Below are 23,107 nucleotides of genomic sequence, written 5' to 3'. Positions count from 1 at the left end.
TCTCCTCCCGCATGCTCCACAGGCAGACAATGCGGCAACCCTGTTTGTTCAGCCTTTAACGGTACGCTTTTTCTTTTCGGGGTCATCAAACGGCAGCGTGTGCGTAACACCGGACAGGGTCTCCCCCGCCGAGCGCACGACAATGCGGCACCCGGCCACGGCGTAGGGTACATCCATGCGTGCCAGCGCCATTGAGCGGCCAGTCAGTGTGGAAATCATACCGCAGGTAACGGTACCCACACGCTGCTCGCCATCGTACACACCGGCTCCGGCTTCGGCCGCTGTCATACCGTCCAGCAAAAGACCGAAAATTTTAAAACGTTCACGCCCCTTGAGCGCATAATGCGCCGGTGCGCCACGGAAATGCGTTTTGCCGGGGCTGACCGTGAAATCCAGCCCCAGTTCCCACAACGTATCCCCCGCCAGTTCCTGTTCAAATGGATACATTTCGGAATTATCGTAAGGATAGAACAGCAGATAGCTTTCAACCCGCAGGAGATCGAGCGCGGTAAAGCACACCGGCACAATGCCATCGGCCTTGCCATCTTCAAGGATCGTATCCCAGATCAGCGGCGCATCGGTGCCTTTGCAGAAAATCTCGTAGCCACGCTCACCTGTGTAACCAGTGCGCGAAATCATGACCGGCGCACCGAAAAGCGTTGTCTGCATATGGCAGAAATAGTTGAGCTGGCGGATACCCGGCACATGGCGGGCCAGAAAATCAACCGCAACAGGCCCCTGTAACGACAGGTCGTGCAGATCGTCATCGAACAGCATGGCGGCATTACGCCCCACCACAGCCTGCGCCAGCATTTCATGCAGGGTGCCTGCCCCGTGCACCACCATCCAGCTATTGGGGCCGGTGCGGTATAAAAGGCAGTCATCAATAAACTTGCCATCGTCATTCAGGGCCGTGGCGTAAACCGAGCGCCCCGGCTGCACCTTGCTGACATTACGGCTGGTTGCGTAATCCAGAATGGCCGTGGCGTGCGGGCCGACCAGATGCACCTTTTTAAGCCCCGAAACATCCATCAGCCCCGCACGGGTGCGCACCGCCACGTGGTGATCCTGCAGGCTGGAATCGTAGCTCCAGGCCGTAGCCATGCCGTTCCAGTTTTCGAGGGCGGAGCCAAGGGCACGGTGGCGATCTGCCAGAGTGCTTGAACGCCAGCTAGTCGTCATGTTTTTCAGTCCTCACTACGCCGGGCCGCCACCGTGGGGGCCACAAACCACCACGACGGGAACCATCATATTCCAGTCCATTACGAATGTGAAAAGATCATGCGTTATAGACTGCATAAATTTTTCTTATCCTTGGAGAACTCTCACAAATTCAGGACATTTTTACAAAAAACTTCAGCCTGAAGCCCTGACACGCGCAGGCTCTGCCGGGGCCAGAAAGGCTTCCAGCGAGTCATCCATAGCCTCCATCCACGGGGTATGGTGCGGGGGGGCCATCGTGCCGGTCAGCACCGAACGGTAGCTGCGATCACGGAAGGTCATGATGCCGTCTTCCTTGTCATGCTTCCATTCCTTGAACAGGGCCGCAACCTGATCAAGGTCAAAAGGCGGGTAATCTGTATAGGTCATCAGATCGCGCACATAATCGGTCTGGAAATCAATTTCCTGCGTGGCATTTTCCAACGCCTGATCTCGTGCCACCCATGCCTTGCTATCCGCCAGCATATCTGCCCGGCCGGGCAGATCCAGCTTTTCCATGATGACATCGCGCGCGAACCATGCCTGCGCGTCAAACATGTTAAAGGTATAATATTGATCCTGCATGCCAAGATAGAGAAGTTTCGGATTATCGATCCAGCACACACCCTTGTACAGATCCACCGGATACAGACAGTTATGCGTTTTCAGACGCAGGTAATCCGGCAGGAACGGGAAATAATGCTTGTAGCCGGTGCACAGAATGATGGCATCGACCTTTTTTGTCGCACCATCCTGAAAATGTGCAACATCTCCTTCCACCTTGAGCAGCAGGGAATGTTCCGCAAAGCCTTCGGGCCATTTGAAGCCGAGCGGATGGGAGCGATAGGAAAATGTTATGGATTTTGCGCCGTATTTATAACACTGGCTCCCAATATCTTCCGCCGAATATGAACTGCCGACCAGCAGCACATCCTTACCCGCGAACTCATTGGCATCGCGGAAATCATGCGCGTGCAGGACACGGCCGGGAAAAAGGTCGAAACCGGGAAAGGAGGGAACATTCGGCGTTGAAAAATGTCCCGATGCAACAATCACATAATCAAATCGTTCTGAGTAAACATGGGCTGTGGTCAGGTCTTCCACCGTCACCAGAAAATTATCCGCCTCGGTATCCCACTCGACCTCACGCACCGAGGTGCTGAAGCGCATATCGCCCTCAAGATTATCGCGCTTGATACGCCCGACAATATAATCCAGCAGCACAGCACGGGGCGGATAGGACGGAATGGGCCGCCCGAAATGCTCTTCAAAAGAATAATCAGAAAATTCAAGGCCTTCCTTGGGGCCGTTCGACCACAGGAACCTGTACATGCTGGCATGGACGGGCTCGCCATATTCATCCAGCCCGGTGCGCCATGTATAGTTCCACATCCCGCCCAGCGTTGCCTGTTTTTCAAAACAGACCAGTTCAGGCACTTTCTCACCCGCCTTGCGTGCCGCGCCGAAGGCTCTCAGTGCGGCCAGCCCGCTCGGGCCTGCACCAATAATCGCCACTCTTTTTGCTGTCATGCTCACACGCGCTCCCTGTTCGCGGTCGGGCCATCAGCCCGCCGCATTGTCTGTCACTGCAAGAACATTCAGGATCTCACCCGGCTTTTATCCGGGTCATAGGCTGGAAAAGATGTGACCTTTACGGCAATTCTCTTTTGCAGCCCGTCAAGCTGACCAATTTCCAGCATACGCCCCGGCTCGGCCACGGCCGTATCTACCCGTGCCAGGGCAATGCTTTTACCCAGAACGGGCGACAGACACGCACTGGTAATGCTGCCCACTCTGGCCCGACCATCATACACCGCATCACCATGCGCGAGGGGTTCGTTAGACAGGCTCTCCAGCCCCACCAGCCTGTGCCGTGGCGCCAGTCTGCGCTGGGCCAGAGCCTCAGCGCCAATGAACGCCTCGGTTTTGGAAGCCGGAACCGCAAAACCTATCCCCGCCTCGAACGGATCTGTTTCGGAGCAGAACTCATACGCGGCAAAAGCCAGACCAGCCTCAATCCGCAGCCAGTCGAGCGCATCCAGCCCCAGAGGCACCATGCCTTCCGGCTGACCGGCTGCCCACACGGCCTCCCACACGGCAGGGGCATGGCGTGGGTGACACCAGATTTCATAACCCAGTTCGCCCGTGTAACCGGTGCGCGATACCAGAACGGGTATGCCCGCAGGCCCGCCCACACGCCCGATGGTAAAGCGGAACCATTTAAGGGCCGCAATGTCCGGCTGTGTCGGTGGCGTCCAGATCAGGGGGGCCAGAATGGCGCGGCTTTGCGGCCCCTGCACCGAGAGATTGTGCAACTGGTCGGTAGAGGGGCGCACAAAAGCATGCAGCCCATGCTCCACCGCGAGTGCCCGCAGCCACTCACCGCAATATTCATCGCCACAGACCAGCCTGAATGCCTGCGGCGCAAGACGGAAAACCGTTGCATCGTCCAGCATGCCGCCATGCGGATAACAAAGCGCTGTATAGACCACCTGCCCCACCGCCAGCTTGCGAATATCGCGCGTGGCGGCCAGTTGCAGCAGGGACAGGGCATCCGGCCCGGTTATTTCAAACTTGCGCAGGGCCGACAAATCCATAACGCAAGCCCGTGTGCGACAGGCCCAGTATTCCGCAACCGGCCCGTATCCCTCAAACCGCGCAGGCAGCCAGAATCCCTTGTATTCGACAAACTGCGCGCCCTGTTCAGCAAGGTCTGCATGAAAGCCGCTCTGCCGTGTCATGATTGCCGGTGCTTGTGGTGTCATACGATGGGCAACCCCGCTGGAAATGGTACTGGCGCGGTCATAAACCCGCACATGAATATCGGTCGGCTGCCAGCCGTTGGCTTCTGTCACGTCATCCGCACAGGAGGACGAGGCACAGACAAGGTCTGTCAGGGCACGCAGCAGCACGTAATCCCCCGCGCGTGACCAGGGTTCGGCGCTGGTAATGGCGCCGCAATCCTGCACCTGTGTGTTGAAAAAGAAGTTGATGGCAGGCCAGCCATTCCGTGGCACAAGCCCTTCAGGCTCCAGAACCGCGTTGAAATTGTCGCTGCAGTTATCGTGGCCCGGATAGCCGGTATCATCATAATATTTGGCGGTGCAGGCCAGCAGGAATGCATCATGCCGCCCCACGGTATCCTGCACCACCTCCACCAGCGGTTGCAGGCGGCTATCTAAAAAGCGCCCGTGCAGGCCGGGCACTGGCAGGGCGTGGCCCTGCACCGTGCGCGTGGCCGTGGCATCCAACCCGTATTCCTGCCCGCCTTCGAGTGCTGCGGCATCAAAGGCCAGAAAATCCGAACACTGGCGGCCATCCACATCAATAATCTGGATATATTCGCCTTTGCGCACCCGATAGCTGACAGCAGTCGCCGCAGGCACGCGCACATCCTGCACAACGGGGGCCAGAGGCTCCGGCAGGCGGCTACCGCCCTGCGGGGCGGGGGTAAAATGCAGGTCATACGCCCCCGGCGCGTTGGACTGATCGGGCATCATGTCCTCGGCCGGGAGATCAAGCACGATCTCGCCATCGGCCAGCACATCGAAACGGCACCCGGCACCCGCCTGTTCATCCGCTGTAAACAGGGTGTAGAGCGCCTCACCCTGAGCCCCCTGTCCAGCAGGCTGATCCAGTGTCAGGGCATGCAGCACCCCCAGGGGAGCCGCCAGCATACCGGCTTGCCCGCCATCAACCGTGATGACTTCAAGCCCCTCTCCGGCCCGAACGGTAAACCGCCGGGGGCCGCTGCCCCCGGCTACCCGCACAGGAGCCGCTTTATGCGGTGGTGCAAACAAGAGTGTCATGGCGATAGGCCACTCCCCATCCGTTTCTTTTACAAAACAAGACTAGGGAAGGCCGCCCCCCTTTCTCAATGGTGCCTTTTGGCACCATTCCCCTGCGACCGCACAGGCCCATGCGCCTGAAGGCGCTTGACAGAACCATCTCTCAAACGAAACAATCAAACCTGCTACGGACTCGTCGCCGCAAAAGAACGGCAAACGCCAGCCCTTGTGGCACCCGACTGCTCCGGCACGGGAAAAAGAGGACAATGGAACCATGACCGGCATCATAAAGCCGGACAGCCATACCCCCCCTTTCATGGAACAATGGCTGGCCGAACTGGGGCATGTCGCGGGCCATATCGGCAGTGCGGATTTTCATGCCCGCCTTCTGTCCGTGTTTTCCCGGCTTATTCCACACCAGTCCTCATGGATTATCGCCTATGCACCGGGGGTGCTGCCCCATGTGCTGCATACCGAGGACGTCGAATCCACCGCCTTTAGCGATTACAGAAACCATTTTCGCACGTTCGACCCGTTCTGGCATTTGTGGCGCAGTCAGGCCCGCCAGCCTGTGGCATCGCTCTGCACACTGGACAAGGCCGTAAAGCCTTATGAATACACATCCATTTTCCAGAAAAACTGCGGATTTTCAGACGAGCTGGCCATTATCCTGCCCATTTTGTCCAATACCTGCATCATGCTGTTTCTACAGCAGACAGACCGGCCTTTTACCCAAAAAGAGTTCAACCGGGCCAGACTGGTACAGCCGCTTTTCTATGGCCTGCACCAAAGCCACATCAACCAGACCCTGCAAGCCTGGAGCCGCCCCCCACAGACAGAGACCCAGACCAGCCACCGCCCCGAAAGCGAAGGCGCACTGGTGCTCGATCGCCACCGCAACCACCTGCACAGCAACCCCACATGGTGCGCAGCGGAAACGCGGCATGGCGCACCGTTTCGCCGGGCTGTACACCGGCTACTCAGAAGCACCGATGGCCTGATACCGGGCCATACCCCCGCAATACTGGAAGAAAACGGTTTTACCCTGAACCTGACAGCCCTGCCCGAAGACTGCCCGCTGGCCCCCGGAGGCTACCTGCTGAGCCTTGCCCCGGCCACCACGCAGGCGCCACTTTCCGCGCTGCCGGGGCTACATGTCACCCGGCGCGAGCAGGATCTGCTGGAACTGCTGCTACAGGGCCGCAATACAGGCGAAATCGCCCAGACACTGGGTATCAGCAAAGGCACGGTCAAAAACCACCGTCAGCGCCTGTACCGCAAAATGGGTGTCACTACGGAAAGGGGCCTGCTCAGCCGCTTGCAGGCCCTGCGGCAACAGTAAGTTCAATCAGCCGCCAGCCCCTGTGCCGCACGCAGGGTGTTCTGGAGCAGGCAGGCAATGGTCATCGGCCCCACACCACCGGGTACGGGCGTAATGGCAGCAGCATGGGGGTAAACCTCGTCAAACGCCACATCGCCCACAATCCGCGCCCCTTGCGGCGTTTCCGCCCGGTTGATGCCCACATCAATGACCACCGCGCCGGGCTTGATCCAGTCACCCCGCACCAGCCCCGGATGCCCGGCCGCCACCACAACAATATCCGCCCGGCGCGTTTCCGCCGCGACATCACGCGTTTGCAGGTGCGTAACAGTCACCGTGCAACCGGCCTGCTGCAAAAGCCGCGCCATAGGCCGCCCGACAATATTCGAACACCCCACCACCACGGCATGCAGCCCGGCCAGTTCAGGCAGCACGGAATGCAGCAGCATCATGCAGCCTTTGGGCGTGCAGGGAATAAAGCCATCATGCCGCCCCACGGCCAGAAGCCCGGCATTGACGATATGAAAGCCATCCACATCCTTGGCGGGGGCAATGGCATCGAGCACGGCATCACGGTTGATCTGTTCGGGCAGGGGCAACTGCACCAGAATACCGTGTACGGTTTCATCCACATTCAGGGCCGCAATCAGGGCGAGCAACTCGCCCTCCTGCGTGCTGGCAGGCAGATGGTGCGAAACCGAACGCATACCCGCCTGCTCGGTCGCGCGGATCTTGTTGCGCACATATACGGCGCTGGCGGGGTCTTCCCCCACCATAACAACCGCCAGTGTTGGAAGAATACCATGAACGGCATGGAGGTTTTCAGCCTCCTGCCTTATTTCACTTCTGAGCTGGCGGGCAAATGCCACGCCGTTGATCAGCTTTCCACCTGCCTCCATGACACGGTCTCCTCCATCCGTTCAGGAAACGAAAACAATGGTTTTGTTTCCGTTCATGATCGTACGCATTTCAATATGGTAACGCACCGCACGCGCCAGCACGCGCCGCTCGATGTCACGGCCCTTGCGGATCAGGTCATCGGGGCTGTCGGCGTGGGAAATGCGTTCCACATCCTGTTCGATAATCGGGCCTTCATCCAGATCGCGCGTAACATAATGCGCGGTAGCGCCAATCAGTTTCACGCCACGCTCATAAGCCTGATGGTAGGGCCGCGCCCCCTTGAAACCGGGCAGGAAGGAATGATGGATATTGATGCACCGCCCGGACAGAGCTGCGGCCATGTCGTTGGAGAGAATCTGCATATACCGCGCCAGCACGACAAGATCGGCTCCGCTGCCATCCACCACCGAGAGAATACGGGCTTCCTGCTCGACCTTGGTCTCTTTGGTAATGGGCAGATGGTAGAAAGGAATACCGTAGAAATCGATATCCTTATAGGTTTCTTCAGGATGGTTTGCGATAATGCCAACAGGTTCGATCGGCAGTTCCCCGATCCGCCAGCGGTAGAGCAGGTCCACCAGACAGTGATCGAACTTGGAAACCATAATCACGACCTTGGGCCGGTAAGACTGGCAGTTAAGCCGGTACTCCATGCCGAACTGCCCGGCCATAACATCCACCAATGCGCGTAGCTCGGCCTCGGTGGTCTTGCCTTTGACGATATCGAACATGATCCGCATGAAAAAACTGCCGCTACCCACATCATCATACTGCTGGGCTTCGGTAATATTGGCCCCGGCTTCATACAGCGTCTGGCTGAGTGCGGCGACAATACCCGGCCGGTTCGGGCAGCTCAGGGTCAGGATATAACCTTTGGCATTGGGAGACAGTGTCGACATGCGTTTTGGGTCCATTTCCTAGGAAAGTGCGCCGTTCATGGCGACATGAAGATCATGAAACAGGCTTTCCGCAAAACTGCGGAATACCAGAAACTCATACGTAACCGGGTTTCGTGCAACCTGTCTGATAAGAACAGGGATATGTCCGGCCAGTGTCAGGGCCACGTGGCCGGGTTCGAACACCGCATCGTGCAGGTCAACCGGCACAAGACGGCCAGCCACCTCACGCGCCTGCGGGCCGGATAGCCGTAAGGTGGTGCGGCTGTCGCTCTGGCTGGTCAGGGCGCACAGATCGCCGCAGGCAGCACGCAGGCGCGCCAGCAACCCGCCCTCCGCACCGCTCTCACCCAAAGAAAGGGCCAGCCACTGGGTAGGGCCGCACCACACGAACGTCACCTGCCCATCGGCCGAAGCCACGGCGCGGGGCTGTTCAGGCAGATCGACCCCAAAGGTTTCGCGCACCCGCGCCAGCAGCGCGGCCCGCCCCGCTCCGGCAAAGGCTCCAAGGCTGACAGCCTCGCCCATAGGGGCCAGAGCCAGCACCGTATCGCCAGCCCGCACAGGGTCGGCACTTACTGGAGGCAGGGCTAACAGAGACTCAACCATGCACACGCGCTCCCTCGGGATCGACAAAAACAGGAGATACAACACGGGCACGCACAACCGTGCCTGCCAGCGGATTGTGCAACGCCACGATCTCGCCATGCCGGGCCGGGCCGTTGGACAGCAGACCAAGCCCGATCCACGAGCCAAGCGTAGGCGAAAACGCCGCCGAGGACACCCAGCCCTGATCAGACGCCGCCGTAGCCGGCGCACCATCGGGCAGCAGATGCGCGCCCGCCACAACCTGATCTGCCGGGTTGAGCGGTTGCAGGCCCACAAGCGTTGGCCGCGCGGGGTCTGTCAGCGCAACGCGCTGGGCCATGTGCCGACCGATGAAGTCCTTGCGAGTGGACAGCATCCGCCCCATGCCCAGATCATGCGCTGTGGTCTGGCCGTTGAGTTCCGGCCCGGCGGGATGGCCTTTTTCAATACGCATCACGCCCAGCGCTTCAGTGCCGTAGGGGGCAATACCGTAGGGGGCACCCACCTCCATCAGTCTGCGGGCCAGTGCATCGCCATAACGGGCGGGCACGGCCAGCTCGTACGCCAGCTCCCCCGAGAACGACAGGCGGAACAGCCGCGCCGCAACGCCGCCACACACTGTAACCTCCCCTGCCGCCATGTAGGGAAACGCTTCGTTGGAGAGATCGAACGCGGGGTCCACCACATGGCGCAGCACGGTACGGGCCTGCGGCCCGGCCACGGCAATCTGCGCCCATTCATCCGTCACGGAAATGAACTGCACATCCAGTTCGGGCCACAGCCACTGGTGGCAGAATTCCAGATGCGCCATGACACCGCCCGCATTAGCAGTGGTTGTGGTCATGACATAATGGGTCTCGCTCAGGCGGGCGGTAGTGCCATCGTCATAGGCAAAACCATCCTCACGCAGCATCAGACCATAGCGGGCCCGCCCGATGGGCAGTTTTTTCCACGCGTTAACATAGACCCGTTCCAGAAACTCCGCGGCATCAGGCCCCTGAATGTCGATCTTGCCAAGGGTCGTGACATCGCAGAACCCGACCGCGCCGCGCACGGTGCGCACTTCGCGGTTGACTGTTTGCAGCCAGTCCGTCTCGCCGGGACGGGGGTACCACTGCGCACGCTGCCACAGCCCGTTGGCGGTAAACACGGCCCCCTGACTTTCCGCCCACTGATGGGTGGGCGGCAGACGCGCAGGCTTGAAATGCTGGCCGCGATGCGCCCCGGCCAGCGCACCGATCGCTACTGGCTGGGTCGGGGGGCGGATCAGTGTGGTGCCGGTCTGCCCAATGGCGCGCTGCGTAATTTCCGCCAGCAGGGCAATGGCGTTGACATTGGATGTCTTGCCCTGATCCGTGGCCATGCCCAGCGTGGTGTAGCGCTTGAGATGCTCGACCGAGACAAACCCTTCCCGCGCGGCCAAGGCCACATCCTTGGCGGTAACATCGTTCTGGAAGTCCACAAACGCCTTGGCCCACCGGGCTGACGGCACACCCGCCAGCGCGTGAAACAACGGAGCAATGGCGCAGGATTCCGGTTCGGCATCCGGCAGGGCGGGCTGTTCCGCTTCAAAACCGCAGGCCTGTGCAGCCCTTACCCCCGCCTGCGCACCATTACGCAAAGCCTCAGCCGTGCCAAACACCCCGGCTGCGGCACCAGCCACCACCATACCCGGCGGCAGGGCCGCAGGCAGGAACGCGCACAGCGCCTCATCATAAACCGGGCGCATGCCCTGATGGGTCGTAAGCGCAATATTGGGCGACCACCCGCCCGACATGGCGAGCAGATCACACGCAAAGCGCTGCTCCCGGCCCTGTGCATCGCGCACGCTCACACCGCTGACTGCCATACGGCCCTTGACCGCCGTAATGGCCGCACCGGGCAGGAAGGGTGCGCCACAGGCCCGCGCCACCTGTGCGCCCTGCCCTTCCCCTTCGGGTCGTGAATCGACAATAGCCGCAACCGATACCCCTGCCCGTGCCAGATCCAGAGCTGTGCGCAGACCATCATCATTGCAAGTATAGACAACGGCCCGGCGCCCCGGCGCCACGCCAAAGCGGTTCAGATAGGTGCGCACCGCACCGGCCAGCATGACACCGGGCGTGTCATTGCCAGAAAACACGATGGGCCGTTCAACCGCGCCCGCCGCCACGATGCACTGCCGTGCCACAATACGCCACAGCCGCTGGCGGGGCTGCCCTTTTGCGGGCTGGGGCAGATGATCGGCCACCCGCTCCAGCGCCCCATAGGTGCCACCATCATACGTACCGAACACACAGGTACGCTCCATGATCCGCACCTCGGGCAGCGCTTCGAGTGCTGCGCGCACCTGCTCCGCCCAGCGCCATGCGGGGGCGGCATCCAGCTGGCGGCTTTCGGCCCGCAGGCGGCCACCTGTCAGGCTGTCTTCCTCGCACAGAATAACCCGCGCCCCTGACCGGCCCGCAGCAAGGGCTGCGGCAAGCCCGGCCGGGCCGCTACCCACGACCAGCACATCGCAAAACGCCGTGGCTTTTTCATACTGGTCAGGATCGGCCTCATCCGCAGCCCGCCCCAACCCTGCCGCCTTGCGAATCAGCGGTTCGTAAACCTTCTCCCAGAAAGCCGCAGGCCACATGAAGGTCTTGTAGTAAAACCCCGCCCCCAGCACGGAGGAAAACAGGCCATTCATCCCCAGCGCATCAAAGGCAAGGCTGGGCCAGCGGTTCTGGCTGGCGGCGGACAGCCCTTCGTACAGCTCCGCCACGGTAGCGCGTGTATTCGGCTCCCGCCGGGGGCCGGTGCGCAGTTCCACCAGTGCATTGGGTTCTTCCGGCCCGGCGGACAAAATGCCGCGTGGACGGTGATATTTGAACGACCGCCCCGCCAGCCGCACACCATGCGCCAGCAGCGCAGAGGCCAGCGTATCGCCCGGATGGCCAGTATACTGCCGCCCATCAAACGTGAAGCGAACCGTCCGCCCCGCATCAATACCGTTACCACCCGCCACACGGTGCTGCGGCACACCCGTAGCCAAAGCAGAAGACATATGGGCGTCCGTCATGCCGCGCCCTCCTTGTGTTCAGCCTGCGCCACCGCACGGGCGGCACGCACCTCGGTAATCTGATGTGTGCGCGTATCGCGCGTCACCACCAGCCATGAACGGCACCCCGCACCATGGTACCAGAGTTCCTGATGAGGCCCGGCCGGATTGTCGCGCAGGTAGACATAATCCACCCAGGCTTCGGCACTGGCCTCGCCAGCCGGACGACGCACCGTGGCATCGCCCCGGTAGGTAAATTCCTCAACTCCGCGCGAACCGCAGAAAGGACAGGTCAGACGCATGGAAACCTCAATGCAGATTGGGCTGTGCGCCCATGCCTTTTTCATCAATCACGGCGCCGCGTGCGAAACGGTCCAGCCGGTAGGCTGTCGCGACGGGGTGCGGCTCATCACGCGCCAGCAGATGCGCAAAACACAGGCCCGATGCAGGCGTGGCCTTGAACCCGCCGTAACACCAGCCCGCATTCAGGTAGAGGCCCTGCACCGGCGTATGATCGATAATGGGACTGCCATCCATGGACATATCCATGATACCGCCCCAGTGCCGCAGCAGCCGCACACGCCCGATCCGGGGCATGAGCGCCATGCCGCCCTCGCACACATCCTCGATCACGGGCAGGTTGCCGCGCTGGGCGTAAGAGTTATAGCCGTCGATATCACCACCAAAGACCAGCCCGCCCTTGTCGGACTGACTGATATAGAAATGCCCGGCCCCGAATGTGACCACGCAATCAATGAACGGCTTGATCCCTTCGCTGACAAAAGCCTGAAGCACATGGCTTTCAATCGGCAGGCGCAGGCCCGCCATACCCGCCACCCGTGAGGAATTGCCCGCGCAGGCCAGCCCCAGTTTGCCAGCCCCAATAAAGCCGCGCGTTGTCTCCACCCCCACGGCCCGCCCGCCTTCAAGGCGGATACCGGTAACCTCGCAGTTTTCAATAATGTCCACGCCCAGCCTGTCCGCCGCGCGGGCATAGCCCCAGGCCACAGCATCGTGCCGCACGGTACCACCACGGCGCTGCAACAGCCCGCCACGAATGGGAAAACGCGCATCGTCAAAATTGAGGAACGGCACCTTTTCACGCACCGCCTGTGTATCAAGCAGTTCCGCATCCACGCCGTGCAGGCGCATGGCGTTGCCCCGGCGGATATAAGCCCCCCGCTGGGCATCGTTATGGAACAGGTTCAGCACGCCGCGCTGGCTCACCATCGCATTGTAATTGATGTCCTGCTCCAGCCCTTCCCACAGTTTCATGGCGCATTCATAGAATGGCTCATTACCGGGCAGGAGGTAGTTCGAGCGCACGATGGTGGTATTGCGCCCGACATTGCCGCCGCCAATCCAGCCTTTTTCCACCACGGCAATACGCTGCCCGCCATAGCGGCGCGCCAGATAATAGGCTGTTGCCAGCCCGTGCCCGCCACCGCCCACGATTACATAATCATAGGTCGGGGCCGGGGTTGCCTTGCGCCAGGCCGGTTTCCAGCCCGTATTGCCGCGCATGGCCTCACGCAGCAACGCAAACAGGGAATAACGATCAGTCTGCATGATAAATCCGCTCTTTGCTCTGCTTTCACCCTTACGGAGCGTTCACGCTTGAGACAGCATAAATTTTTCTTATAATACGGGCATGGCCATTGCAGACCTTCCGTTTGACCTGTCATCCCTGACCGTATTTCTGGCGGTGTGCGACAATGGCAGCATGGCTGCGGCCGCACGCACCCTCAAGGTAACCCAGCCCGCCATTTCGCAAACCATAGCAGACCTTGAAAACCGCCTCGGCACGACGCTGTTCGACCGGAATGTACGCCCGCTGGCCCTAACCCCTTCAGGCACGGTGCTGCGCCAATACGCACAGACCATGCTGGCCGAGGTGCGGCTGGTGGCTACAGGCATACAGAAAATGCGCCTTGGCCGGGTGCCGCAGTTGCGTATGGGGGTGGTGGACTCGCTGGCCCGTGCGCTCTCCACCTCCATTTCCGACTTCATGCACGAACGGGTCGGACGGCTTATTGTCCACGCGGGCCTGACAGAAACCCACGCGACAGCCCTGCTAACCCGTCAGATCGACTGTGTGATCGGGGTGGATGAAATGGAGGATGTGTCCGGTCTGGAACGCTGGCCACTATTTGAAGAACCCTACCTGCTGCTGTACCCCGAACACGAAACCCCACCGCGCGATACAGCCGAACTCAGAGATTTTCTGGGTCGCCACCCTTTCATCCGCTTTTCGCAACGCTCACGCACGGGGGCTGAAATCGAGCGCTTTTTGCGCCGCCTGCGCATTGATGTGCCGTTTCAGCAGGAGTTTGATCTGCCCTATGGTGTCTATGCCACCTGCCGCACGCGCGGTGTTGCCATAACCACCCCGCTTTGCCTGTACGAAGCGGGTTACACACAGGGCTGTGGCCTGTCCTGCCACCCTCTGCCCACCCCGGCGTTTCACCGGCGCTTGACGCTGGTGGTGCGCAGGCGTGAGTTCGGTCGTTTCCCGCTTGATCTGGCCCTGTTCCTGCGCGAGCAGCTTAAACAAGATGTCATGCCCGCACTCGGCACGCTCTTTCCGGCTTTTGTTGAACAGATGCGCGTGCTGAGTTAGCTGGTCTGCGATGTGGGCGTAGTAGGCTGTATGTCATGCATGGAGCTGACAATCTGGGGAAGGTTATCAGCGCACAGTGTCGCCAGATGCGGATCAAAGCTCCGGCCGCTTTCCTTGCGGAGATAGTCCTGCAAACGGGGGACAGACCAAGGCGCCTTGTAACGTCTGCGTGACGCACAGGCATCAATCGTATCCGCCAGCGAGACAATACGCACCAACAGGGGAATGTTTTCCCCTTTCAGCCCCAACGGATAACCGCTGCCGTCCCAGTGTTCATGGTGCATAAGAATTGTATCGAGCACATCCTGCGTAAAGACGTGATCGTACCACTGGGTTACCGCAAGCCCGAGCAGCGGGTGACGCTGGACGGTTCTTTTCTCGTCATCGGTCAGACGTCTGGGAGCCTGAAGAATGGCCTCAGGGATCAGCAGTTTGCCGGTATCGTGCAATTCGCCAGCGGTTTTCAGGACTGAGCGGTCGAGACTATCTATGCCCGCCAGATCAGCAATGACCTGCGCCACGTGACCAACCCTGAACCCATGCCCTTCATCCATATCCGCCACATGGCGGATAAAATGCGCAAACGGCAGTGTCTTGGGGGGCAATGCGTGCTCTGACCACGCCCCGGTCTCTTGTTCCCCTGACATTGCTCGCTATCCTTGGATACCGCCCTTTTTCGGCACCGAGGCGAAAAAGTCTCCCACCCACGCAAGGGACCAGAGCGGGCTGCGGTCTGAAAAATCTTAAAGAAATCTTAAACGATGTCGCTCATTCGACTGAAGAACGGGGTTCTATTCTGCCATCGGACAATGTGTCAAGCAACCATACAATGCGGAACCGACTGGAAAAAACACGGCCGGTAATCAAGCCCACCAATGAGACAGTGCAGCCATGCCGTGCATAACGGGGCAGACCAAGCAGACACAAGGCCCACCCCTTGCGAAAGGTTACGCCACACTCTGCGGCATATGCCCGACAACAATGCGGTTACGCCCCTGCGCCTTGGCCGTGTAGAGCGCCTGATCCGCCCGGTTGATCAAGGTGCGGACATTGGTCTGCCCATGCAGGCTTGTCAGCCCGCCCGAGACACTGACGCTTACCTGCTGTTCGGAACGCAGGGTTACGGGCTGGCCACAGATAGCCAGACGAATGCGCTCCGCACATTTACGCGCGGCCTCGGTGTCAGTTTCTGTCAGAACAATCAGAAACTCCTCGCCTCCATAACGGAAAACGTAATCATTCACCCGTAGGGACGAGGTAATCGTATTAGCCACAAAGCACAGGATTTCATCCCCGGCCAGATGCCCGAACGTATCGTTGATCGATTTGAAATTATCAATATCAAACAGCGCGATACTGAAATGCTTGTTCTTGGACAGCGCAAAGGAGATTTCGTTCTGCACCACCACATCGAGAAACCGGCGATTGAGCACTTTTGTCAGCGGGTCGCGCCCGGTCTCTATCTGCTCGATATTATGGAAAATACTTTCCATAAGGAAAACGATTTTACGAATACTCCTATGCAGAGACGCAACAAATCGCTCCGGCACAGACCCGTCCTGCCGGATGGCATGGAGCTGCGTATCGAGAGATTCGATCTCGCGCTGAATCTGCATAAACTCGGAACGGCCATTAAACAGGTTGCGTCCCTTATGGGTAAACCACAGGCCGAAATCAGAATCTTCCAGATTTTCGAGATCATCAAAACTGTTTTCGCACAGGGCGCGCATGGTTTGCATGCACCATGAAAAAAACGTCCGTGCCTGCGTCTCTTTTTCAAAACTCAGATCCTGCCCGATAGAAACAAGGCGCAGCGCCTCATTATCCTCGACCATTTTGCGAAAGCTTTTTTCATAGGAACGCATAATGAACTTAAACGCGAAGTCCATCATGCCCCCGGCGTACAGGATCAGTCCTGAACGATCAAAGCTGCCCACATCGTCCTGTGTGAACAGCCCGAGAATCTGCTTTTTCAGAATATAGAAGCCATATGCGACGATATGGGTCGGTATTTCCAGACGGGCATAACTGGCCCCCAGCCGCATCTGTATCTTGCACAGGCGGGACACATGATCGGGCGTGGCGGAAAACAGGGTTACCAGATAGTAATACAGGCTGCGCTTGAGCGATTTCTGGATACTGTCCTTTTCCAGAAAATCCGCCACATCGGCATGCTGAAGCAGCGCTTCGCAAAAGAACGCCACACAGGCCTGCCCCTGCACCTCGACCTGTCGCCGGACATGTTCGCGTTCATCCTGTGGTGTCTGCAAAATAATGTCACGCCATTGTTCCTGCGGCGTAAGATAGATGAAATTCTTATCCATAATATCTGGTATGCCTCGCAAAGCTCCACGCCGTAGTGAAAGTGAAGGCACTTTCGCATTCCGAAAACAGACACCTGTGGAACCGCCAAAATTTTCTTTTATTTGCGTATGATATGTCTTTCCCAAAGAGCCATACGACCACCGACCCAATCGCCTTCAGGCTTGATCTTAGCACACAGCCCCCGGCCCGCAACGGGAATCCCTACCCCGGCGGGCAGAGCGCCACAAAACGGCGCTTTATGGCATCTGCTCGGCACGATCGGGTTCAACGTGTCTGATAGGCAACAGTTCCTATCAATACGGCCTTCTGATGGCTTTTTTCGCCCCACTCGTTATTGCGAATCATTCCTAGTGCTTCTATCGCCATGAGTGAGAATGATTATCATATTTGAATGGAACCCCTCATTATGGCTGTCTCACGACTGAACGCCCATTTGCATAAAACCCCATTGGCCGTAGGGCTGGCCCTCGGGTGTCACGCATGGTCCGCCTTCGCCGATGAGCAGCCTGCCGCCGCCAAAAAGAACACCGTTGCCGATACCAGCACGCAGGCCAGTTCCAACCTGTCCAATGCCGGTGGTCACGGCCCCAAGACCACCACCCGCAAGGATGGGTCGCAGGTGGAGGAATGGGTTGTAACCGCCTCCCCCATGAACACGCTGCATACCCCCATCGGCCTGAGCCGCATGCCTGATGACGTGCTGCACACACCACAGACCATCGATGTGGTGCCGCAGATTGTCATGCAGCAGCAGAACGTGAAATCGCTTGATGAAGCCCTGAAGAACGTGCCCGGCATTACCGCCTCCGTGGGTGAGGGCGAAGGTGGCATGGCGGGCGACCAGTTCCTGATCCGTGGCTTTGCCGCACAGAATGATATTTACGAAAACGGTCTGCGCGATTTTGGCGTCTATACCCGCGACAGCTTCGATTATGAGCGCGTGGTAGTGATCAAAGGCCCGTCCTCACAGGTATTTGGCAACGGCACTACGGGGGGCGCGATCAACGTCGTCACCAAAACCCCCACGGCCAAGGATCATTACCGGGCTTCGTTCTCAGGTGGGAGCGGCAATTATTATCGCGGCACGCTCGACATCAACCACAAGATTACCGACACCATTGCTTTCCGTATAACCGGCATGGGCAATGAAAATGACATGATCGGCCGCAATGCCGTCTATTCGCACCGCTGGGGCATTGCGCCGTCCATTACTTTCGGACTTGGAAAAAAGCTTAATTATACCGTTGAATATTTCCACCAGACCGATAACCGCCTACCCGATTACGGCGTGCCGATGGTCAAGGACCCCAAGGCCGCTTACAGTGCACCGGCTACAGAATATGGCGTAAACCGCACCAACTGGTATGGCACTACGCTTGATGCCGATAATTCGACCGTAGACATGCTGACCGGCCGCCTGCAATGGGAGGCCAACCGCTTCATCACCGTTTCCAACGATACTCGTGGTGGCCTTTATAGCCGATATTTCTCCGCTTCGGGTGTGGGGTGCAGCAGCAAAAAGCTGCTGGATAAAAACGGCCAGCTGAGTAACGGCGCATCTTACAACTGTAATAGTGACTTTTTCGGCGGCAACGCTGCGGCAGCCAAGCTCTCACGCACTGGCGGTGTTTTCGGCCCCAATCCTTACCAGCAGGATGACTGGTCGGTGCAGAACGTGCTGTCAGCCATTGCCAAGTTCAATACCGGCAGCGTGCGCCATCAGATGCTCGGCGGTCTGGACATTATGCATGTCGATGATCAGCGCAAGAATTACGCCTACAACAACCCCACCGCCCGGCAATACGTCAACCTGCTGAACCCTTCTTCCTACGTGCCCGGTCTGGCCGTGGTTGATGGCTCTAGCGCCCCCGGCCATCTGGTCAACACCAAAACGGCGGGCCAGAAACTCTGGAAAAAGGGTGATGCCACCGATATCGGTCTGTTCCTGTCTGAACAGGCATGGGTTGCACCGTGGTTCTCCATCCGCGCCGGGTTCCGCTGGGATCACTGGATCAGTCATTACAGCATGACCGGCGGAGAAGGTGCCGACAAATACATGGGCCAGACACAGGACACCATCAACCCGAATGTCAGCCTGATGTACACGCCTAACGACCACGCTATGGTGTATTTCACATGGTCTGAATCCACCACGCCGTTGGGCCTGTATGTCACCAACAGTTCCGAACCTCTGACGACCACAAACCAGAACTTCAAACCCGAACGCAGCCGACTGTATGAACTGGGCGCGAAATACTCGGCTTTCCATGACCGTATCGGTTTCACGGCCTCGGTGTTCCGTCTGGAAAAAAGCAACGCGACCATGCAGGATTCTTCAAATCCTGGCCAAATTCTTACCTCCGGCGACTCTCAGCGTAATCAGGGGCTGGAACTGAGCGTATCGGGCCAGATCCTGCGGAACTGGAATATGATTGCGACCTATGCCCGCTACGACAGCATCACAACCGGTGGTGCCGCAGCAGATATTGGCAAGCAGCTCCAGTATGTGCCGCGCAATCAGGCCACGGTGTGGACAACATACGAAATTGCCCCCTCCAGCGCTTACAACCTGCTCATCGGTGGCGGCATGACATGGCGTGAAGGGGTGTTCGTGGACGCAAGCAACTCTGGCCGCGTGCCCGCCAATGTGGAATTCGACAGCGTGATCTCGCACCGTTTCGACAACCACTGGAAAATCGCCATGAACGGCTACAATCTGGCCAACCGCCTGAACTACAGCAACCTGTTCAGCGACCGTGTCACGCCGTCCATCGGCCGGGCGTTCCTGTTCAACCTGTCGGCTGATTACTGAGCCACAGACCCGCGATTACGGAGCCAGCCCCCACAGGCTGGCTCCGCCTGACAAAGCCCTGCAATGTCCCGCTCCTTTTTCTCCCGCCTGTTTGCCCGCAAGCGCCGCAAGGCACTGACGCAGCCCCTCGTCCTGCCTGACTCCATGCAGGCCATTTACGAGCGGGCTTGCCGGGGGCACCATCTCGATCAGGTTCTATGGGGCAAGGCGCTCCTCAAAAGCACCTTTTTACCGCCAGATCACGCGCAGGCCATCATCTGGTTCACTATGGCCGCCGATGCCGGGTATGGCCCCGCTTCCAACATGCTGGGGCGGTGCCATCATTTTGGCTGGGGCGTACCCAAAAGCTTCGAACAAGCCGCCATCTACTACGCCCGCGCGGCTGAACAGAACGATGAATGGGGGCGTTACAATCTCGGCATCCTGACCATGCGCGGACTGGGCATGCCGCAGAACCTGCCCCGGGCGTTCGCGCTGTTCGCCAAAGCCGCGCAGAACGGCCATGCCAAATCCATGAATATTCTCGCCCGCTTTTACGAGGAAGGCTGGACAGTCCCACCTGACCCTGAGCGGGCGCGCGCCCTGTATCGCGCCTCGGCCGAAGGCGGCGACTATCGGGGCTGCCATAACCACGCCACCGTGCTGACCCAGCAGGGCGCATGGCAAGAAGCCCTACACTGGTGGACACAGGCCCAGCCCCACGCCACATCCGATATTCTTCTGGCGATGGAGCGCAGCCTGAGCACAATGATCACCCTGCCCCCACATGATGCCACACACCCCCACAACCCCTCGGCTGAAGAGCAGGAAACCGCCCGCACCCTGCTCGAACAGGTGCAAAGCCGGATTGCCCTGATCGTGCCCGAACGCGCCACATCCCCGACGCCAGACTGCACCTCAGCAGGAAAAGCAGACTGAACAATGCCTTCTTTCAGGCTTTCTGCTTGAGCCGCCGCCCCCATCCCCCTAAGATGGATGGCTTCGCGCTGCATCTGTTGCGCTGCTTAGGTCATCAATGGTCGAAAAGGTGTACAGGGAATGGAGTGGACCGACGAAATAATCGCCCAGCTCAAAGAGCTATGGGGTGAAGGTCTTTCGACGGCGGAAATAGGTCGCCGCCTCTCCATTACGAAGAACGCCGTTGTGGGTAAGGCGCACCGGCTGGGCCTGCCCCCGCGTCCTTCGCCCATTCGCCGTGATGGTAAACCCAAGGTTGCTGCTGCGGAAAAAGCCGAAAAACCGGCCACACCCGCTGCGGAAGCAGCCCCCCAGCCAGCAGCCTCTGCCCCGCGTGAGGCGGCTCCGGCTCCCGTGGTGGCCCAGTCTGCGCCGCCGCCCGCGCCGCCTGCCGCACGCCCCAGCCCGGCAGCAGTAGCCGCACCGGCTGAAACCGTCGAACGCAAGGAAAAGGCAGCCCCCAAACCGGCAGCCAAACCCAAGCCCACGTTCCGCAGCGTATCAGACCCCGAGCCGCAGAAGCGCCGCGGCCCTGCCTGCTGCTGGCCGATCGGTGACCCCGGCACACCGGGCTTTCATTTTTGTGGAGCAACACCGTTGCCGGGCAAGCCTTACTGCGAGGAACATGCCCAGATCGCATATGTCAGGCTACGCGACCGCCGCGATACCATGGCCTGATCCACTCAGGCCTGATCGCGTTCAAACCAGAAAGGCTGGCCCGGAATAATACCACGGGCCAGCCTTTTTGCGTTTTCAGCTCTGAGACGGGGTCTCAGAAGCAGCCGAAGCCGAGGCAAGTGTCGCCGGGGCAGAGGCCTTCGCCCCGCTGTTTTCGGGCAGCATTTCAAGCTGACCGCTGATCTGGCCACCGTCTTCCACCTTCAGGCGGTAGCACGAGGCCTTGCCCAGAAGGCGCCCGGTGCCGCGCACCGTCAGGCTGCCCCGCACAACCAGCGAACCATCGACCGTGCCGGAAATTTCAGCCGTTTCGACTTCCACGCCACCACGGAACAGACCGCCGGGCATGACAACCAGCTCGGTCGCGTTGATCATGCTGGATTCAACGGTGCCTTCCACCACAAGGCGCTCGGCATCCTGAACGGAACCCTGCACGCTGATCCCGCGCCCGACAACAAGGGTGCGCTGCTCGGCTGCATCCTTGCGCCCGGCAAGCTGGGACGGCAGGCCGCCACGCGCGCCACCACCGGGGATCGGCGGAATACCAGCCCCTGCGGGCAGAGGGGAACCGGAAGGAAGTGGCGCACGACCCATTGCGGGGGCCTCCTTTGTATTATCATGATTGGAGCCGGAAACACCCGCCTGAGAAAGGGAGGGGCGTCCTGGAATGGAAGAAAACGGAGCACCAGAAGAGGCTCCGGCCGCATCTCGCGGCGCCTGCGCGCCGGTCTGTGCGGGCTTTTCCGGTGGTTTGCTTTCTTCAGTCTTGCGTCGTCTGAACAAGAATGTCCCCCTGCCGTTAGGCCGCCCGCCTTACCGGGCGGCGTTCGTCCGCACATACATTGCCCATCCGGGTCGGGCGCGAGTCTATACGAGCCGATAACCGTTGGGCAAACTTTGCGTAGCCCCAACTGTTGCCCTTTTTATGGCGGCGGGCTAGCCAAACAGCCAGACTTATCCATTTTTGAAGAAAAGTTTTAACAAAATGACCGATCCTGACATTCGTTACGATATTCTGGGTATTGGCAACGCCATTACAGACATTCTCGCACGGGTCGATTTTGCTTTCCTTGAAAAACAGGGCCTGACACCGGGCAGCATGACCCTGATCGACGCTGAACGCGCGAATGCCCTGCAGGCGGCACTGACCCCGGAACAGGTCATGGGCGGCGGTTCAGTAGCCAATAGCTGCGTTGTGGCCGCACAGTTTGGCGCACGCGTAGCCTATCTAGGCAAGGTTGCGCGGGACGAAGCCGGAACAAAGTTCGGTCAGGATCTGCACAGCAACGGCGTGGCTTTCCCGTCCGAACCGCTAAATGCGCAGCTGTTCGATAACCTGCCAACCGCGCGCTGCATTGTCATGATTACACCTGACGGCCAGCGCACCATGGCCACCTATCTGGGAGCCTGCACCTGTTTTACACCGGATGATGTGCTGGCCGATGTCATTGCCGCATCCTCCATTGTGTATCTTGAAGGCTATCTGTTCGACCCCCCGCACGCACAGGAAGCATTCCGCCGGGCCGCCTCCATTGCCCATCAGAGCGGACGGCAGGTTGCCCTTTCCCTGTCAGACCCCTTCTGCGTTGGCCGCCACCGCGCTGCCTTCCTTGATCTGGTCAAAGGGCATGTGGACATCCTGTTCGCCAATGAAGATGAAATCTGCGCGCTGTATGAAACGGAAAATTTTGATACCGCCGCCCGCCATACCGCACAGGACACCACTTTTGCGGCTCTGACCCGTTCGGGCCTTGGCAGCGTGGTCGTACACGAAGGCACGTTTACGAAAGTAGACCCCGTTCCTACTCAGGTGGTTGATACCACCGGCGCGGGCGATGCCTATGCGGCGGGCTTCATGGCCGGGCTGACAGCAGGCCGTACCCTGCCTGAATGCGGCAGGCTGGCATCTGTTGCGGCATCGGAAATCATTTCCCACTACGGTGCGCGTCCGCTGTCCAACCTGTGGGCAGAAATGGGGTTCTGAGCGACCGCGCTCTCCC

Annotated in this window: 18 protein-coding genes; 6 read left to right on the top strand and 12 right to left on the bottom strand. The window is 59.5% G+C overall.

All coding sequences use genetic code 11. From position 1 onward, the window contains the following. Window positions 1–48: 48 nt before the first annotated feature. The 3 genes from J2D75_RS08255 to J2D75_RS08245 all read right to left on the bottom strand — a co-directional run bounded on the left by J2D75_RS08255 (window position 49) and on the right by J2D75_RS08245 (window position 5,009). The gene (locus J2D75_RS08255; RefSeq protein ID WP_207854301.1) at window positions 49–1,182 is read right to left on the bottom strand and encodes an aminomethyltransferase family protein; all 1,134 of its coding nucleotides are present in this window, start codon (window positions 1,180–1,182) and stop codon (window positions 49–51) included. Window positions 1,183–1,356: 174 nt separating this feature from the next. Further along, the gene (locus J2D75_RS08250) at window positions 1,357–2,730 is read right to left on the bottom strand and encodes an NAD(P)-binding domain-containing protein (protein ID WP_207854300.1); all 1,374 of its coding nucleotides are present in this window, start codon (window positions 2,728–2,730) and stop codon (window positions 1,357–1,359) included. A 68-nt stretch (window positions 2,731–2,798) separates the two neighbouring features. After that, window positions 2,799–5,009 (bottom strand): DUF1989 domain-containing protein, encoded by a 2,211-nt coding sequence (locus tag J2D75_RS08245; protein ID WP_207854299.1) that lies wholly within the window; start codon window positions 5,007–5,009, stop codon window positions 2,799–2,801. Between the two features lie 253 nt (window positions 5,010–5,262). Between J2D75_RS08245 and J2D75_RS08240 the strand changes: the two genes are divergently transcribed. Next, window positions 5,263–6,330 carry a helix-turn-helix transcriptional regulator gene (locus tag J2D75_RS08240; protein ID WP_207854298.1) on the top strand — a complete coding sequence of 356 codons (1,068 nt, stop codon included), beginning with the start codon at window positions 5,263–5,265 and terminating at the stop codon, window positions 6,328–6,330. A 2-nt stretch (window positions 6,331–6,332) separates the two neighbouring features. Here J2D75_RS08240 and J2D75_RS08235 read toward each other — a convergent pair whose 3' ends face one another. The 6 genes from J2D75_RS08235 to J2D75_RS08210 are packed head-to-tail and all read right to left on the bottom strand — an operon-like array spanning window position 6,333 to window position 13,284. Then, window positions 6,333–7,208: a bifunctional 5,10-methylenetetrahydrofolate dehydrogenase/5,10-methenyltetrahydrofolate cyclohydrolase gene (locus J2D75_RS08235; RefSeq protein WP_207854297.1), complete on the bottom strand. Its 876-nt coding sequence runs from the start codon at window positions 7,206–7,208 to the stop codon at window positions 6,333–6,335. Between the two features lie 21 nt (window positions 7,209–7,229). Then, on the bottom strand, window positions 7,230–8,108 hold the full coding sequence (gene purU / locus J2D75_RS08230) for a formyltetrahydrofolate deformylase (protein ID WP_207854296.1): 879 nt from the start codon (window positions 8,106–8,108) through the stop codon (window positions 7,230–7,232). Window positions 8,109–8,126: 18 nt separating this feature from the next. After that, a complete protein-coding gene (locus J2D75_RS08225) occupies window positions 8,127–8,714 on the bottom strand; it encodes a sarcosine oxidase subunit gamma (protein ID WP_207854295.1) in 588 nt (195 codons plus the stop codon). Continuing rightward, the gene (locus J2D75_RS08220) at window positions 8,707–11,736 is read right to left on the bottom strand and encodes a sarcosine oxidase subunit alpha family protein (protein ID WP_408736751.1); all 3,030 of its coding nucleotides are present in this window, start codon (window positions 11,734–11,736) and stop codon (window positions 8,707–8,709) included. The genes J2D75_RS08225 and J2D75_RS08220 overlap by 8 nt, the downstream gene beginning before the upstream one ends. Then, window positions 11,733–12,017 carry a sarcosine oxidase subunit delta gene (locus tag J2D75_RS08215; protein ID WP_207854294.1) on the bottom strand — a complete coding sequence of 95 codons (285 nt, stop codon included), beginning with the start codon at window positions 12,015–12,017 and terminating at the stop codon, window positions 11,733–11,735. The genes J2D75_RS08220 and J2D75_RS08215 overlap by 4 nt, the downstream gene beginning before the upstream one ends. A gap of 7 nt (window positions 12,018–12,024) precedes the next feature. Then, window positions 12,025–13,284 carry a sarcosine oxidase subunit beta family protein gene (locus J2D75_RS08210; RefSeq protein ID WP_207854293.1) on the bottom strand — a complete coding sequence of 420 codons (1,260 nt, stop codon included), beginning with the start codon at window positions 13,282–13,284 and terminating at the stop codon, window positions 12,025–12,027. Between the two features lie 82 nt (window positions 13,285–13,366). Between J2D75_RS08210 and J2D75_RS08205 the strand changes: the two genes are divergently transcribed. Continuing rightward, entirely contained in the window at window positions 13,367–14,335 is a 969-nt protein-coding gene (locus J2D75_RS08205; RefSeq protein ID WP_207854292.1) for a LysR family transcriptional regulator, read from the top strand. On the opposite strand, the gene J2D75_RS08200 is transcribed toward J2D75_RS08205, so the two are convergent. Together J2D75_RS08200 and J2D75_RS08195 are read right to left on the bottom strand one after the other, a co-directional pair. Next, window positions 14,332–14,982: an HD-GYP domain-containing protein gene (locus tag J2D75_RS08200; RefSeq protein WP_207854291.1), complete on the bottom strand. Its 651-nt coding sequence runs from the start codon at window positions 14,980–14,982 to the stop codon at window positions 14,332–14,334. The genes J2D75_RS08205 and J2D75_RS08200 overlap by 4 nt on opposite strands. 300 nt (window positions 14,983–15,282) lie before the next feature. Then, complete coding sequence (locus tag J2D75_RS08195) at window positions 15,283–16,659, bottom strand: GGDEF domain-containing protein (protein ID WP_207854290.1); 1,377 nt, start codon at window positions 16,657–16,659, stop codon at window positions 15,283–15,285. A 407-nt stretch (window positions 16,660–17,066) separates the two neighbouring features. On the opposite strand from J2D75_RS08195, the gene J2D75_RS08190 reads away from it, so the two are divergent. The 3 genes from J2D75_RS08190 (at window position 17,067) to J2D75_RS08180 (ending at window position 21,107) form a co-directional block, all read left to right on the top strand. Beyond that, window positions 17,067–19,472 (top strand): TonB-dependent receptor, encoded by a 2,406-nt coding sequence (locus J2D75_RS08190; protein WP_207854289.1) that lies wholly within the window; start codon window positions 17,067–17,069, stop codon window positions 19,470–19,472. A gap of 63 nt (window positions 19,473–19,535) precedes the next feature. Continuing rightward, entirely contained in the window at window positions 19,536–20,390 is an 855-nt protein-coding gene (locus J2D75_RS08185) for a tetratricopeptide repeat protein (protein WP_207854288.1), read from the top strand. Between the two features lie 120 nt (window positions 20,391–20,510). Then, window positions 20,511–21,107, top strand: a complete 597-nt coding sequence (locus tag J2D75_RS08180) for a GcrA family cell cycle regulator (RefSeq protein WP_207854287.1) — start codon at window positions 20,511–20,513, stop codon at window positions 21,105–21,107. Between the two features lie 75 nt (window positions 21,108–21,182). Here J2D75_RS08180 and J2D75_RS08175 read toward each other — a convergent pair whose 3' ends face one another. After that, window positions 21,183–21,890, bottom strand: a complete 708-nt coding sequence (locus tag J2D75_RS08175) for a bactofilin family protein (RefSeq protein ID WP_207854286.1) — start codon at window positions 21,888–21,890, stop codon at window positions 21,183–21,185. 202 nt (window positions 21,891–22,092) lie between these two features. Here J2D75_RS08175 and J2D75_RS08170 point away from each other — a divergent pair, with 202 nt between their 5' ends. Next, complete coding sequence (locus tag J2D75_RS08170; protein WP_207854285.1) at window positions 22,093–23,091, top strand: adenosine kinase; 999 nt, start codon at window positions 22,093–22,095, stop codon at window positions 23,089–23,091. Window positions 23,092–23,107 lie beyond the last annotated feature (16 nt).

It is taken from the genome of Acetobacter suratthaniensis, from assembly GCF_017377745.1.
GTDB classification, from domain to species: domain Bacteria; phylum Pseudomonadota; class Alphaproteobacteria; order Acetobacterales; family Acetobacteraceae; genus Acetobacter; species Acetobacter suratthaniensis.
This window is presented reverse-complemented; position numbering and strand designations above follow the sequence as displayed.